Genomic DNA, 14,788 nt, shown 5'->3' with positions numbered 1-14,788 from the left:
CCTTCGTTTCCAATGTTCTCTTCCTACGTTTCTTCCTTCGCTCGGCCGTTGACATGAAATTCGTGACCATGACGTATCGCAATGTGATGCGACGTCCACTGCGCAGTGGGTTGACTCTGATCGCGGTGGCGTTGGCGGTGTGTGCGGTCGTCTCATTGGTAGGCATCGCAAACGGGTTCAAAGCGACGTTCATGAACTTTTATCAGGGCGCGGGTGTCGACCTACTCGTCGTTCGCTCGGGAAGTGCGCGTCGCCTGACCAGCACGCTCGACGAATCGCTCGGTGATCGAATCGTCGCGCTCGATGGGGTCGTCGAGGTCATTCCCGGTCTCGCCGATGTGGTCTCTTTCCCCGAGGCCGGTCTGTATGTTGTCCCGGTTAGCGGCTTGATTCCTGAAACGCAGGTGTTTGATGCGATGGAACCGGTCGATGGTCGACGCTTGCTCAAGACCGATGAGCGCGGCGTGATGGTTGGAATCACATTGGCGGACAGTCTCGGCAAAAAAGTAGGCGAAACGATCGATGTCGTCGAGGATGAGCCTTATAAGATCGTAGGCATCTTCGAGAGCTTCAATGTGTTGCAGAACGGATCGCTCGTTGTGTCTGTTGCCGAACTGCAGCGTTTGATGGGCCGGGAGGGAGAGGTTTCCGGGTTCAGCATCATCACGTCGGATGCTACCGACGAAGCGATGCTCGATCGTATTTCAAAACAGGTCGAAGCGATGGAACCGGAGGTCAAGGTGCGACCCACACGCGAACACGTCGAGTCTTTGTCTGAGATCCAAGTTGCCGTGGCGATGGCGTGGCTAACATCGGCAGTGGCGATCGTCATTGGGTCAATCGGCGTGCTCAACACGATGTTCATGTCGATCCAAGAGCGAACCCTCGAAATCGGATTGTTGCGGGCGATTGGATGGACGCGGGTTCGAATCATCTCAATGATCCTGATCGAATCCGTCCTGCTCAGTGCGATTGGTGCGGCGATTGGGATCGGGGTCTCGTTCCTGCTCGTGTCCGTTTTGACGCATATGCCTGCGGTTAACGGATTGATCGAAGGACGCATCCAACCGACCGTGATCATGCAAGGTGTGTTGATCGCGTTGGTGGTCGGTTTTCTCGGCGGCCTTCTGCCCGCGTATGCGGCCTCGAAGTTATCGCCGAGCGAAGCACTCAGACACTAGGCGGTACGAACGACCGCTTGAAACACACTCTCGTGTTTCGCGCAGTTCGGTTTTCGGGTAGCCCGTAGTGGATCTTGTTAAAGACCTGCTGCATTAAGGATTTTCAACAAGATCCACTACCCGAAATTGGAGCTGACATAGGTCACTAGAGTCCATCGGATGGGTTGGGACGAACGCGTGCGATTTCGATGACCGCGTCGGCGACGAGACGATTTTCGTACTGAGTCACCGTCGCATCGGCACCGCGGAACCACTGCATGATCGGTGCTTGGTATTCGGCCGGAGGCAAGGTCGGTGGTGCCAGATTGCCGTCGCCCCATGCGGTGCTGACCCAGTGTGTTTTACCGGTGGAACCCGCGAGAGCAGGCAACGGTCGGTAGGTGCCTCCCAACGCACACTGAACGTCTCCTCCGAGAATCAGCTTCGCTTGTTCGAGCACATCTTCCGGCGTTCTTTTCTCCGGTGCATTGCCGAGTTGACTGCTCAGCGTCGCGAGGAATTCTGCACCGGCGGCGCTCGTGGCGGATGCTCGTTGGTAGAGAAACTCGTTAACCCATCCTTCGAGCTGGCTGCCTTTGAGGTTGCCGATATGGGCACGCAACTGTGCCGAGTCACTGACTTCTTCCGCGGCGAGTAGGGGAACGGTTTGGGCGAGCAAATCGGGTTGGAATGAAAGGATGCTGAATTCACCGCCGGTGTAGCGATAGATGCCTCCGAGCAGACGGCTCATGTTCGGACCGACCGGTTGTCCTCGGCCGAGACCGAGCGGAAGCCGATCGAGCGTGCCGGGGAACGGCCATGCACCGAGGTAACCGGGAAGAGTTTTGAGGGCTTGGTAACTGCCGAGAATCCCGTCGAACGCTTCAGGTTGTGGCGGGTGGGAATCTTTGATCCCGGCGAACAAATGGGTGGGTGGTCCGAGTGTGTCGTTCGTCACGTGAGCCTGCAGGGCGACGATGTCGTCCGGGGCGAAGCGGATCGAAACGGGTGTCGGTGGACCGAGTTGTTCCGCCCACCATCCGTAACTCTCCGGTTGCCACGGTGCGACTTCTGCGTGGACGATGAGGCGTTCGCGAAGTTCGGTGCCGGACTCACCGGGTGATCCGTCGGGGTTGGCGAGCGGTTCGATCAGCTCGCGTTTGACTCCCACGAAGATCGGATCAAAGCTGCGGAATTGTTGCGAGTAGGCGTCGGCAATTTCTGCGAACCACTGAGCCTCGGTCGCGGTGACCGATTCCACAGGACTGTCGGGGATTGGCAGAAAGGTTCCGCGTGCTCCGCGTCGGGTGTCCAACACACGGTCACCAATCGTGAACACTCCGGTGCCGTCGGGACGTTCGCCAAACCCGACAGGAAGATAGCCGGCGGCGACGAGAGGTTCGATGTCACGAAGGGGAGGATTGTTGTCGGAGACCGCTGACGAATGTGAGGCGGCCGCGGCGCGTGCGAGGTGCACCAACGCAATGTCAGCTTCGGACTGCATGCGTCGGCGGAGTTCGATCAGGTACTGAGGCGACAAAAGTCCCTGCAGCATTTCAGGCGAGAAGTACGCAAAGATCGTGTCGTCGAGGCTGAGCGGATGCAACGTCCGAGCGAAACGGAACGCGTCCGTCTTGCCGAGTGACTCGCCGGTGCGTCCGACTTCGAGAAAACGTTCCGCGATCATTTTGCAGTTGGTGATGCAAATGTACCCGTCATGTTCCACCATGTACGATCGAACCGAATTGTCGGTCGACCGCATCAACGTTCCCTCGCCATTTTCGAGTTGCACGTTTTTCAAGGTGATCTGATCGGAGGAGTTCGCGAGCGTTGTTCGGTCGTTATTCAAACTCGATCGCAACAGGAACGCGTTGGTGGGTTCAAAAACCACGCCCATCGCGGCACCGTCTTGCATGTATAAATCGCGGCCGATGATCGCTTGATCGGTGATAATGCTTGGCCCGAGCATTCGTCCCATCGCGGTCATTTGAATGCCGAGCTGTTTCGTCAGTCTCTCCGAACCGTCGTTGGACAATCCGCTGAGGGTGACCATCCGCGAAATGTCGCCACCGTATTCGTCAGTAAGATCTTGGAACCAAAGGTAGTTCTCGAATTTCCCATAGCGAATGTAGAAACACTCCGGTGGGACATGTTCGGCGAGTGGTTCGATCTCCGGTTCAGGAGCCGATGGGTCGAGCGGTTGAATCGTCGGTTGCCACGCAATCGGTGCGGGCAGTGGAATCGCTGCGACATCGGTGGTGGTACTGGCTTGGACGGCATCGAGGTCACGTCCGGCGGCCGCGGATGCGAAAACACGGTCGGAGACTTTGGCGGCTCCGCCGATCCAACTCAACGTCATCAGCAGTGGGTCGTCGTTCTCTTCCTCGTCGTCGGACCGGCCGTACCAATCAGGCAGCGGCAACCCGAAGCGGCCTGACAACATTCCGACGAGATAGGTTTGAACCCATGGCGGGGTATCGGTCGCATCGATTTGGGATTTGGCGTTGGCCGTGAAATCGGCCCACCATGCCGAGACGAGCGTGCGTTGCAGGTTGGTGTCGTTGGACGGACGAATTTGAAAGGTGCCAACGGCTCCGTTTCGATCCACGAGTTGGACCGAGAACGGTTGGTCTCCTTCAAAGAGAAATGTGATCCGGCGGGCGACGGTTTGTACGCGGCTCTCCTCACCGCCGGCGATCTCGCGAATCAGATTGCCCACTCGGTTGAGTAAACGTCCGCGTCCAAGGCGCGGTAGCGGCGTCTCCGACGGGAGCCGAGCGGCGCGGGATTGAATGTTTTTGCTAACGGGAAAAAACGTCGGCGCGGGGGATTCCACGAGACTCAATGGTGGTGGACCGTCGCCCAGGACGGGGTTCCGCAGAGGAATTTCGATCGTCGCGATCCCATACGGTTGGCCGGACGCAGCATTGACTGATGCGGTCGCGAGTGCGGGTGGGCCGAAACCGACGTTTTGACCTGCCACCGGGACGCAAAGCAAAGCAGCCAACGCGCCCCACAGGCTGGCGAACGTCCATGCGGACAATCGAGTCGATTGCGAGGACGGATGCATGTTCGAAGAAAATCGAAACGCCGTTTTGCAGCGGTGCAATACCATGGGAACAGTAATTCGATAGAGAAAATGGGTGAAGGTAGGCCCCGCCGAGCAAATGTCCGGTTTTCAGCGAAAGCGGATTGAGCCATCTTAACCCGATAGCAGGCAATCGCCTCCATTTCGACCCACTCCCGTTTGAAAGTCAACCGTGGCCAGTCCTTCCCGCAGCGGCGTGTTCGCCGCCGAAACCGATCAACGACTCGAAGCCTACGCCGAAAGCATTACTTTTGATTCGCGTTTGTACCAACAGGACATTCGTGGATCGATCGCCCATGCCGACATGCTCCGCAGTGTGGGTTTGATCACCGAGGAAGAATTCACTCAGATTCGCAAAGAGTTGGAGGTGATCCGCGGACAGCTCGATCGGGGCGAGTTGCCGATGCGTTTCGAACTCGAAGACATTCACATGCACGTCGAGCAAGCGTTGATCGACGCGACCGGTGACGTCGGACGCAAACTCCACACCGCGCGGAGCCGCAATGACCAGGTCAGCACCGACGTGCGAATGTGGATTCGCGAGGCACTCGATAAGATCGACGAACTGTTGCTCGGTCTGCAACGTGCGTTTCTCGGTCGATGCGAGGATGACTTTGACGTCATCATTCCGGCCTACACCCACCTGCAGCGGGCACAGCCGGTGCTCGCGCCGCACTACTGGTTGGCGTACATCGAAAAGTTGCAGCGGGACCGCGGACGGGTTGCCGATTGCCGTGCCCGCGTTAATCAATCACCGCTCGGGATCGCCGCCGTGGCTGGTACAACCTTGCCGATCGATCGCCAGCAAACCGCAGCCGCGTTGGGATTCGATGGGATCACCGCCAACAGTTTGGACACCAGCAGTGATCGTGACTTCGTGCTCGAGTCGTCGTTTGTTTTGTCGATGATCGCCTCGCACCTGAGCGGTTGGGCTGAAGAGTGGATCTTATGGAGCACGGTGGAGTTTGACTTCATCGCCATCCCGCAGCAATTCTGCACCGGCAGCAGCATCATGCCTCAAAAGGTTAACCCGGACACACTCGAGCTGACCCGAGGAAAATCTGCCCGCGTGATGGGCAGTTTGCAAACGTTGATGTTGCTCGTCAAAAACCTTCCGCTGGCCTACAACCGCGACCTCCAAGAAGACAAGCCACCACTGTTCGATGCATTCGACACGACCCAAGCGATGCTGGAATTGGCCACGCCGATCGTGGCCGGTGCAGAGCTGAAACGCGAGTCCATCGCCGCTCGGATCGAGAAGGGTTACCTCGATGCAACGACTTTGATGGAATGGATGATTCGCAAAGGCATGCCGCAGCGAACCGCTCACCATCTCGTCGGTGCGATTGTTGGCGCGGCCATGGAGAAAGGCGTCCCTCTGGCGGAACTGCCCATCGAGACGCTGAAAGAACTCAGCAGCGAGATCGACGAGAGCGTGTACGAAGTACTGGGGACTCAAAACGCCGTCGCGGCATTTTGCAGCGAAGGTTCAACCGCTCCGCAGCGTGTCCGCGAGCAGATCGCGGTTTGGAAAGAGCGACTCGCCTAGACGTTTCGCTCGGAGCACTTCGGACGATTACCCGTTCACCGAGCCGATGCGGCCCTACTGACAACTCGGCGAACGTTTTGGGCCCGGAAACTCCGGTGCGAAGCATGGTTACTTCGACAACCACGCCGCAAGAGTTTCTGACGATGAAGTTTTAGTTTCCTTCGGTTTGAGTTGGCCGTTCATCGCACCCGCGATTCGAGCGACGTATTCAATCGTTCCCGAGAGAGCTTCGTCTGATGCGGTCGCGTCGAGTTTCGCCACGTAGAGGATCAGGTATTCGTCGGAGCCGTTCTTTTCGACCGCCCAACCGCCGATTTTGGTCGCGGAGCTTTGACGCATCAGTCGCATCATCAATTCACTCGTCGGTTCGTCTTTCGAAACCGAGACCAGCGACCACACCTTGCGAATGTCTGCACGTTCGAAGTACTCGGTGTCTTTGGCGACGAAGACGGTTTGTGTCTTGCCTGACTTCAGTTTTCGCTCGACTTGATAATGTCCTGTCGAATGAACGGTATGTTCGATGTCGGCGTCTTTGAGTAGTGTTGCAGTCGCCAAAGGAGCGGGCTTCCACGAGCTGTTCATGAAGGATCGGATCTCTGTAATGTCGACACAGAAACTGACCAAGTTGAAGTTTGGCGAGAACGATTGTGCGATCGCCACCAACTTGCCATCGGCGTCCACAACCGGACCACCGCTGTCACCCGGTTTGATTGGGGTTTGGGTCTCGACGACTTTGAATTCATGTTTGCCATGATTCGAACTGAACTTCTTTTCGTAAACCGAACGCACCGTTCCGCTGGTATAGACCCAGAGCACATCGGAGCCGCCAGGGTTGCCGATCAAGTCGACTTTGTCACCCGGCAGAATTGATCGGTCGGCCAACGTGATCGCCTTGGCTCGTTTCGGAACGTCGCTGAGTTCAATCAACGCGAGGTCACGTTTGCGATCGACCGCGACAACCTTGCCCGGCTTGGCGAGCTTGAGAACTTGGTCGAGGTATCCTTTGCGTTTGACGGCAGGTTGCCCGTTCTTGATATCAGGGAAAAACACAACCGCCGATCGGCTGTCGCCAACGACATGCGCGTTGGTCAACACGAGGCGACGTTCGGCATCGACAAACACGCCCGTTCCGGTGCTGGTTTCGTTTTCGCTGTTTGCGGTGATGATCCATGTGGTCGACGGCAAAACTTTCATGTAATTGTTCGTCGACGTGTCGGCGGAATCCTCCGCAAATAGGCTCGGTGGCGTGATCAGGAGACAGGCTGCGGTGACGGCCATCGCGGGAAACAATCGTGAGAACAGGCGATGGATGCCATAGCGAAACGCACGAATTGGGTTCTTTTTGGAAAACATGTTTTCACCTGAGGCAATGGAAAGGGAGACTTCAGTACGGTGCGGGGTAGCGACTTGCTGTGTCTCCAAGCGGGCTCGGTTTCCTTTCGTTACAGCAAAAATTCACTTTTTACGCTGGAAATTCAGTTTCGAGGTTCCGAGCTTCATCACCATTTGACCCACGCTTTTCCACTGGATCTCGGCTTTGAGCGGCTGCGCTTTTTCCGTGGCCAAACTAAGCCGGTCGTCTGTGACGGTGAAGTTTCCCTTTGAGATCGACGTTTTTCCGCTCTTCATGTGAACGAGAAAGAAGCGTTGCTCGGGTGTGAAAGCGATCGCAAAAACTTCTCCCGCCGCGGTCGTCGCGGCCCATTGTCCGGCGAGTGAGAAAGAAGATTTAGTTGGTTTGTCTTTGGTGCCGCGGACATTTTGAGCGGCGGCGTCAGCGTTCGAACTGATTGTGGAGCCTCCCGATGGCTCGGCCGTGGCAGACGCTTCGTTGATCGAGCTGCCGACGTTGCCCGCCGGCGGTTTTGACTTGGGCGGGGTCTGCGGCGGGGTGTCTGCTTGGAACAAAGCAGCAATCCGTGCCGCACGCTTTCGCTCGGCTTCGCTCAGGCGAGTCGTGGATTCGTCGTCGTTGGTTTCCTTTGAGTCGTCGAAAACCGATTCCATCGCGACTTTCGAAAACAGCCCCTCGTCGGCGTGGGAGCGAACGGTGGGCGTCAACAGAGCGGAGCACAACGGTGCAAGGATCAGGAGCTTGGTGCGAGTTTTCATCGGAGTTCTCGTTGAGGTTCGTTGGGCAGGTGCGGGCATCGGTATGCGCGTGCATTGAGGCGCGTGCGCGATGTGGATGTCATTCAAAGCGACGAGAAACGGGATGTGTTACGGAATTTTGAGACGGCGGAAAAACTTTTGAGGTTTCTCGGTAACACTCCGGAAACACCTCCGCTTGGCCAGTTAGTCACACGACACCCGACAACGAACACCATCGCGGCAAACGCCCGTTGTCGAACTCACTGACCGCCGCACAACTTTCCTTTCACGGAGAAAGAACCATGTCGAAACGAAACCTTCTCGCTGTTGTTCCAATGTTTTTGCTCGCCGGACTGATGATGAGCCTGACTGCTCGGGCGGACGACGATTTGTTGTCACGTCTCGCATCGGCGGAACTCGATACTTCGGCAGCAGTCGAATCTAACGAGGGCAGCAGCGACATCGACGACACCGAATTCGGCCAAGCCGACGTTGATGCATTGCTCGGCGACGGCGAAGACGCTGCCGACGGAGAAGAGGCGGTTGCAGCGTGCTATCGCCGATTCGGACGCAGTTACGGATACCGTCACTACGGTTACTCGACTGTTCGGTACTCGAGCTACTACACACCAACTTATCGTTCGTACCACCGCTACACACCGAGCTACTACTACACGCCGGTAACCTACAGCTACTACACCCCTGTCTACACCAGCTACTGGGGATGCTGGTAAGCCAGCCCGCCGCGTTGGGTGTGAGATAACCAAACGTTACTTCGCCCGATGATGAACCTCTCTCCCGATTCCGTGGAGAGAATTTCGGGCGGACGGAAATTTGTTCCGCCTGATTCACAACAGAGCCCGGACCAACCGAGTGATCGGGGAGTCCGGGCTTTTTTTAAAGCCTCACCGCTTCGCAAGCCTCCATGATCTTACCATTCGAACCAACCCAATCTGAGTACCGTCCGATGCGCCAATCAACGTCTACTGTCAAATTTCTCAACGTCACGATTCTGTTTATCGCTTCTCTCGCTATCGGCATGGTCGTTTGCAACGGCCAAGATCTCTCTCATAGAGAGTTGCTGAGTGGCTCGCCCGATTGTTCGCACGTGATCGACATGATCCATCGTTACGGAGTGAACCAATCCTGCGATACATCGACCGATGGAAACTTCGTCGCTCCGTCCGCTTACGGACCTGTGTTTATTCCAGCATGTGAAACAGGTGATCTCTCGATCGTCAGCGTCCACCAAGTCGCGCAGGCCGACGCGGCGTGTGGCCCGAAGTTCGCAGTGGTGATCTCTAACTGTAGCACCCGATGCGTGGAAAATTTCTCGCTAACCGCCGTGGGTACCCTCGGTAGAATCCGGTGCTTTGATCCTTGCACCACCGTGAACGTCGAGAAAATCCATCCGAAAGAGTCGCTGCAGGTCGAAGTGACGCTTCCTATCGAAGCGTTCTCTATGGGAAACCGAAACGGCCAAATCATCGGGTTCCAACGACTCGTCATCGTCATTGATAGTTTTGATGAGTTCGTCGAGACCGATGAAGCCAACAACATCAAAGCGTACCGCGTTGCGACGTTGCCATTTCTCGAAGTGACCTCGTCGGTAACATCGGAAGTCACTGAAACCCAAGTATCCGAAAACGTCACTACGAACGAGACCACGCAGACGATCGAGCAAACACAGCAGCTCGAAACGACGCAGCCGCTTACCGCTCAGCCTGACGCGTCGGTGAGCGACCAGGGGGCAACCTCGTCGACGACGGTCGAAGATTCAAGCGATGCGTTGCAGGATGCGTGGAAACAACTGAACGTCGAATCGACCGATGCTGACGCTTCCACCGCGAGCTAACCACTCGGTTCGTCCGGCCAGGACGACCGTGCGGTTCGGTGCGAAATTTGTAAGCGGCGCCTGTGTTGCAAGAAAAGGGTCAACCAGGTGTGTTGGGCTTGGGCATGCGACGCACATACCGCGATAACAGGCGAGCGATCGAACCGAGTGTTCGTAGCGAGATGCGAGCCCTCGGGTCTTTCGCCGCCTCTACCATCAGGTGCCATGCCGACTTCATCGGTGATGTATCAAAATCGTCGAGAACCTCGATCATGTGTTGATTCCATGGTTCTCGCTTTCTGCCCAAACGTGATGCTTGGGCGAGGTTCCGCGAAAGTTGACGTTCGAGTTTGTCGCGGATCCGGAGGTTCTCGAGTTTGAACCTGTTCTCCGATTCAACGTCTTTGCTGGTTTCCACAACCGTTTTGGATTGATCATGCAGACGAAACATCGCACCGAGTGACGACGAGTAGGTCACCTTCGGATGATCGGCGAGATAACGTACGATCAAATCCCAATCGAAACCGTAATTGAGATTGCGATCGATCCCGCCGCAGGAGTTCAGTGCGGACATTCGAAACCATAGTCCCGGTTGACTGAACGAGTAGCGGTCGCATCGCAACATCGCTTTGGCAGAAAGGTTGCGATTGACCATCCGAACGGCCGAATCCGTCGGCGGTTTTCCGTTCGCGTCTTCAACACAAACGTCGAACGCGTAGAGGTCGGCGGACGGTCGGAACTTCGCCGCGATCTCGTGAAGGGCCCCCGGTTCCAAGCGATCATCGGAATTGATCCAGTTGAAAATTTCACCCGTCGCCAGACGCAATCCTTTGCAAATCGCGTCAGATTGCCCGTCGTCTTTCTCACAAATGACGTGGGTGATGTGAGAGGCGTAGTAATTCAGGATGCTGCAACTTTTGTCCGTACTGCCTCCGTCGACAACGATGTATTCCAGGTTGGGGTATCCCTGCATCAGCACCGATCGGATGGTCTCTTCCAGGAAATCGCCTTGGTTGTAGCTCGGGGTAATGACCGTGATTGGAGGAAATTCTGCGGGATCCGATAGCGAGCGTGTGTTGGATGTGCTGTTTCTGTTGGGTTGGTTCGGTGTACCTTCCCAGGGCCATCCGCTTTTGGTCTGCAGCGGAGCGGGGATCGCGGATTGCATGTGGCGTCTTCAAACACGGTGGGAACAACAGGAAGCGGCAGCCGGCACGGTGGTGCGAAAGAGTTGACTCGGCTGTTGAGAGCGACCAAGATCAACGCTGTACATTTGGTGGCATTCGCGATGATACCGGTTCTTTTTAATACGTGTTGTTATGACTTCTGCATCCACACAATTTTGTTCCGGGCGAACCACGCGTTCGATCCACCGCACGGTCTCGATGATTGTTTTGACAATCCTGATGATGCCGGTGATTTGCGGCGGTTGTTCGAAAGACGAATTAAAGAAAGCCTACGATGATGCCAAGTCGAAGACTGAAGATTTGGCTGCATCGACTAAGCAGTCGGTAGACTCGGCGGTCTCATCAACCGTGACCGCGATCGAAGAGACTCTGCCTGAAACAGGTAACATCACGGTGCGGGGAAGTATGCCGATCGAGAAAACGGGGCAGGCGAGTCTCGAGGTGATTTCGATCGGTGACGGTCGCCCGAACGTGGTGCAGATTCTGAGTTACGATCCTGATCAGCAATCGATGAGTTATCCAGCGATCCTGATCCAAGGCAAGACCGATCAGGAATCGGCGCAGTCGCTTTCGGGTAAGAGCATCGAGTGTGATGTCTATCTTCAGTCAACCGCGAACGGGCCGATTGTGATGAGCAAACCGGGAACCCATGTCGCCGTCACCTTTGACCAATTCAGCAGTGAAGAGGGAACGATCTCGGCGAGTATCGCCGGCGGAGAGGTTGTCAGTTCTGACATGCAGACGGCAACGTTTCTCGGTGGCGAGATGATCGCGTTGGTTCGACCGTAGTTTCCTCGTGACGTCGAGGTCGACGTCGCCGGATCGTTCTTCCATCCGAGGCTTTCTGCCCTTGCTATCGGTCGCTGCTGCGAAACCTCGCCGAGGCGACTTCGGGACCGTAGGTGACCACGCAGTTTCGTCCGTTGCGTTTGGCCATGTACAAGCACTTGTCGGCTTGATGAATCAGTTCGCCGATGTTCTTTGCACCGGAATCGCGATCCACCACACCGATGCTGACGGTGACCTGAATGACTTCGTTTGTCGTGGCGGAATGCACGGAAAGGTGGGAAACGGTGCTGCGAACTTTCTCGGCGATGCTGCGTGCCGCGTTGAGATCATATGCGGGCAACATGACACAGAACTCTTCGCCGCCGTAGCGGTAGATCTCGCCGACGTTTTCGAAGGTGTGCCGCAATGACGTCCCCACGCACCGCAGAACTTCATCGCCCGTCGCATGCCCGTATTCGTCGTTGACACTTTTGAAGTGATCGATGTCGAACATCATGCAAGACAGCGGCGCTGCATCAGTCGTGCTGTTTTGCCACAGTATGTCACCTCGCTCGTCGAGCGAACGCCGATTGCAACATCCCGTCAACGCGTCTTGAGTGACGAGTTGTCGGAGTTCTTCATTGGACTGATGAGCTTCCTCACGGCTGCGACGAACCCTTGCGAGCAGGTCTTCCATCTCGGCCCGATAGGTTTCGACGACCGTTGCGTCGCGGACCGAGATGACCATCACATCAGGAATCGACAGCCCGGTGATTTCTCGAACGGTGATGGCGAGAAGACGTCGCGATTGGTCGCTGCGTTCATAGAGCATCAATTGCTCGTCACCGACCGCGATGGGGACACCCTCGGGATTGTGTCGTTGTGATCGAGCGGTTCGCAGTGCTTCGTGCCACGGTCGATTCCGTGGCATTGAGCTGCACCATTTCAGCGAGTCGAGGCTTTGTCCCTCAAGGTGACCGTGCGGGATTCCCAGGATGTTACAGATCGCCTCGTTGGCGAAAAGAATGTTGAACCTGCCATCGACGATGAAGAAACCCTCGGGGAATCGATCCAGCACTTCCCCCAATTCGACAGGGACAGCAACAAACCGCTTTGGTAGTGCCCAACCGAAAAGTTTCGAAAGCCAGTTCGGCTTTGCAGAAGGATCAACCGTGGATCGAATCATGAAAAGTGATGAGAGTTCATTGGAGAGTAGGCAGCGAAGATCGTCTCGTGCCTGCGAACATTTCTCCCCCCGAAAGAAACATGGGGAACGACGCTCGAGTAGGTCGAGAAACACAGTCCCAGTGGTCATCTTTGCAATCAGATAGATACCAGCATGTTTCGGTTTTTCCGGTCGTAGTGATTGTTCCGGTGTGATGGGTATACGACGTACAGATGTACGAAATGTGACCACACCGTTGGCGTCCGGGCATCAATCGGTGACCTAGCCTTCAACGCATGCCCGAATCCGATACCCGAGTTGGACGTTGGTCGGTGTGCGCGTCACACGACGATGTCCTCCCGATGGTTTCCGAACGATCCCGATCATGCTTGACTTCACCATTCCGCAACTGCTCCTCGTCGAGCCCGAAACGATTTTGGCTGACCTGACGGCGTTCCGTCTGGAGCTGCTCGGATACGGGATCGAAACGGTTTCCGAGGGCGGGGAGGCGCAAGATCTTCTGCGCCGCAAGCAGTTTGATTTGATGATCGTTGACACCAAATTACCTGAAGGTGACGGCATTGAGTGGCTCACCGAACTGCGATTGGAAACGAAGCCGGAAACTCTGCCTGTGTTGATGTTTTCACTCGACCCGAGCTTGGAAACGGTTCGACGTGCTTTTCTAGCTGGTGCACAAGATTATTTGGTGACACCTTTCGATCCGACCGTTCTGGAGTCCAAAGTTCAGGTTCTCCTCAACGGTTCGGAAACCCCGGTTGGTGCCTAACTCCCGGTTCTAAAACGATTTTTCCAAGACCAATAATCCCTCGTTCCCTGTTCACAAAGCCACTGCCATGCGACGTCTCGGCGACATTCTCATCGATCAAAAGGTGCTCACCCCCGAGCAGATTGATGCTGCGTTTTCGTCAAAACCGCGGGGCGTGATGCTCGGTGATTGGTTGGTCAAGCAATCCCTGATCAGCAACACTCAACTCGGCGGTGCGCTCGCCGAGCAGTTCGGGGTCGAATACGTCGACATCGATTTTTCGAGTGTGAACCCACAGGTTGCTCGTTTGATGCCGGAGGATTTCGCACGCGCTCGCGAATCGGCGGCGATCGAGGTGGGCGACCGCGTTTTGACGATGGCGATGGTTGCCCCGGACGACATCGAAACGATTGCGGAAGCTGAGCTGATGACCGGGTATCAGATTCGGCCCGTTGTTGCGTTAGCTGATGACGTTACCAATCTGCTCAACCGAGTATATGACGATCGTGCTTTTGCCCGTCAGACAATTGTCGACATGAAGTTTGCCGAACTCCGTGAGGTCGGCGAAACGAGCGAGGAAGACGAATTCGCGATTACCGCCGTTGGGCAAGAAGACGCGCCGGTGGTGAAGCTCGTGCAGGCGATTCTCTCGGGGGCCGTGACGGCGGGCGCGAGCGATATCCATCTCGAGCCGTACAAACCGGAAATGCGAGTGCGATATCGCGTCGACGGTGAATTGCAGGTCGCCATGACGATCCCAAACCACATTGAAGACCCCGTCATCAGCCGCATCAAGGTGATGGGCGATATGGACACCACCGAAAACCGACGCCCCCAAGATGGTCACCTGACGGTTTATGAAAACGGGAAACGAGTGGGCTTTCGTGTCAGCGGGATTCCGACCGTCGACGGTCAGAAACTCGTGCTGCGGTTGCTCGATGAAGGGGGACAGACATTTGATCTCGCAGGGATCGGGATGCCTCCACGGGACTACGATTCGATTCGTGGCATCCTCGACAAACCGCACGGTATGTTCGTTGTCACGGGGCCGACCGGTAGCGGAAAGAGTACGACGTTGTATGCCGCGCTCGAGCACCTGAACGATGACGACCGAAACATCGTGACGGTGGAAGACCCGGTCGAATACCGATTGCCGGGTATTAACCAGGTGCAGAGCGAC

General features: G+C 56.2%; 12 protein-coding genes. 7 read left to right on the top strand and 5 right to left on the bottom strand.

Going from position 1 to position 14,788, the window contains the following annotated elements:
• Positions 1-68 precede the first annotated feature (68 nt).
• Positions 69-1,181, top strand: coding sequence for an ABC transporter permease (locus RSSM_RS18245; RefSeq protein ID WP_144059927.1), 1,113 nt, complete (start codon positions 69-71; stop codon positions 1,179-1,181).
• Positions 1,182-1,326: 145 nt separating this feature from the next.
• Here RSSM_RS18245 and RSSM_RS18240 read toward each other — a convergent pair whose 3' ends face one another.
• Complete coding sequence (locus RSSM_RS18240) at positions 1,327-4,230, bottom strand: hypothetical protein (RefSeq protein WP_144059926.1); 2,904 nt, start codon at positions 4,228-4,230, stop codon at positions 1,327-1,329.
• Positions 4,231-4,420: 190 nt separating this feature from the next.
• On the opposite strand from RSSM_RS18240, the gene argH reads away from it, so the two are divergent.
• On the top strand, positions 4,421-5,797 hold the full coding sequence (argH, locus tag RSSM_RS18235) for an argininosuccinate lyase (protein WP_008681951.1): 1,377 nt from the start codon (positions 4,421-4,423) through the stop codon (positions 5,795-5,797).
• A gap of 108 nt (positions 5,798-5,905) precedes the next feature.
• Here argH and RSSM_RS18230 read toward each other — a convergent pair whose 3' ends face one another.
• A complete protein-coding gene (locus RSSM_RS18230; RefSeq protein WP_008681949.1) occupies positions 5,906-7,150 on the bottom strand; it encodes a S1 family peptidase in 1,245 nt (414 codons plus the stop codon).
• A 102-nt stretch (positions 7,151-7,252) separates the two neighbouring features.
• Entirely contained in the window at positions 7,253-7,909 is a 657-nt protein-coding gene (locus tag RSSM_RS18225; RefSeq protein WP_144059925.1) for a hypothetical protein, read from the bottom strand.
• 281 nt (positions 7,910-8,190) lie between these two features.
• Between RSSM_RS18225 and RSSM_RS18220 the strand changes: the two genes are divergently transcribed.
• Positions 8,191-8,622, top strand: a complete 432-nt coding sequence (locus tag RSSM_RS18220) for a hypothetical protein (protein ID WP_008681943.1) — start codon at positions 8,191-8,193, stop codon at positions 8,620-8,622.
• 233 nt (positions 8,623-8,855) lie between these two features.
• Positions 8,856-9,743 (top strand): hypothetical protein, encoded by an 888-nt coding sequence (locus RSSM_RS18215; protein WP_008681942.1) that lies wholly within the window; start codon positions 8,856-8,858, stop codon positions 9,741-9,743.
• 79 nt (positions 9,744-9,822) lie between these two features.
• Here the strand turns inward: RSSM_RS18215 and RSSM_RS18210 are convergent, their stop codons facing one another.
• Entirely contained in the window at positions 9,823-10,890 is a 1,068-nt protein-coding gene (locus RSSM_RS18210) for a glycosyltransferase family 2 protein (RefSeq protein ID WP_008681939.1), read from the bottom strand.
• 217 nt (positions 10,891-11,107) lie between these two features.
• Here RSSM_RS18210 and RSSM_RS18205 point away from each other — a divergent pair, with 217 nt between their 5' ends.
• Complete coding sequence (locus RSSM_RS18205) at positions 11,108-11,698, top strand: hypothetical protein (RefSeq protein ID WP_008681937.1); 591 nt, start codon at positions 11,108-11,110, stop codon at positions 11,696-11,698.
• Between the two features lie 64 nt (positions 11,699-11,762).
• Here RSSM_RS18205 and RSSM_RS18200 read toward each other — a convergent pair whose 3' ends face one another.
• Positions 11,763-12,755 carry a sensor domain-containing diguanylate cyclase gene (locus RSSM_RS18200; RefSeq protein WP_236621224.1) on the bottom strand — a complete coding sequence of 331 codons (993 nt, stop codon included), beginning with the start codon at positions 12,753-12,755 and terminating at the stop codon, positions 11,763-11,765.
• 472 nt (positions 12,756-13,227) lie between these two features.
• Here RSSM_RS18200 and RSSM_RS18195 point away from each other — a divergent pair, with 472 nt between their 5' ends.
• Complete coding sequence (locus RSSM_RS18195) at positions 13,228-13,629, top strand: response regulator transcription factor (protein ID WP_008681933.1); 402 nt, start codon at positions 13,228-13,230, stop codon at positions 13,627-13,629.
• A 67-nt stretch (positions 13,630-13,696) separates the two neighbouring features.
• On the top strand, positions 13,697-14,788 hold a 1,092-nt coding region (locus RSSM_RS18190; RefSeq protein ID WP_008681931.1), incomplete at its 3' end, for a GspE/PulE family protein.

The sequence above is a fragment of the Aporhodopirellula sallentina SM41 genome, from assembly GCF_000346505.1.
In the GTDB taxonomy this organism is placed as follows: Bacteria; Planctomycetota; Planctomycetia; order Pirellulales; family Pirellulaceae; genus Rhodopirellula; species Rhodopirellula sallentina.
The sequence above is the reverse complement of the archived record's forward strand: the minus strand, read 5'-3'. Positions and strand labels throughout refer to the sequence as shown.

What these genes read in the sequence shown, in the direction of transcription:
- RSSM_RS18195 (WP_008681933.1), top strand. Translation starts at nt 13,228, where the DNA reads ATGCTTGACTTCACCATTCCGCAACTGCTCCTCGTCGAGCCCGAAACG.
- RSSM_RS18215 (WP_008681942.1), top strand. Translation starts at nt 8,856, where the DNA reads ATGCGCCAATCAACGTCTACTGTCAAATTTCTCAACGTCACGATTCTG.
- RSSM_RS18225 (WP_144059925.1), bottom strand. Translation starts at nt 7,909, where the DNA reads ATGAAAACTCGCACCAAGCTCCTGATCCTTGCACCGTTGTGCTCCGCT.
- RSSM_RS18210 (WP_008681939.1), bottom strand. Translation starts at nt 10,890, where the DNA reads ATGCAATCCGCGATCCCCGCTCCGCTGCAGACCAAAAGCGGATGGCCC.
- RSSM_RS18205 (WP_008681937.1), top strand. Translation starts at nt 11,108, where the DNA reads ATGATTGTTTTGACAATCCTGATGATGCCGGTGATTTGCGGCGGTTGT.
- RSSM_RS18245 (WP_144059927.1), top strand. Translation starts at nt 69, where the DNA reads ATGACGTATCGCAATGTGATGCGACGTCCACTGCGCAGTGGGTTGACT.
- RSSM_RS18240 (WP_144059926.1), bottom strand. Translation starts at nt 4,230, where the DNA reads ATGCATCCGTCCTCGCAATCGACTCGATTGTCCGCATGGACGTTCGCC.
- RSSM_RS18220 (WP_008681943.1), top strand. Translation starts at nt 8,191, where the DNA reads ATGTCGAAACGAAACCTTCTCGCTGTTGTTCCAATGTTTTTGCTCGCC.
- RSSM_RS18230 (WP_008681949.1), bottom strand. Translation starts at nt 7,150, where the DNA reads ATGTTTTCCAAAAAGAACCCAATTCGTGCGTTTCGCTATGGCATCCAT.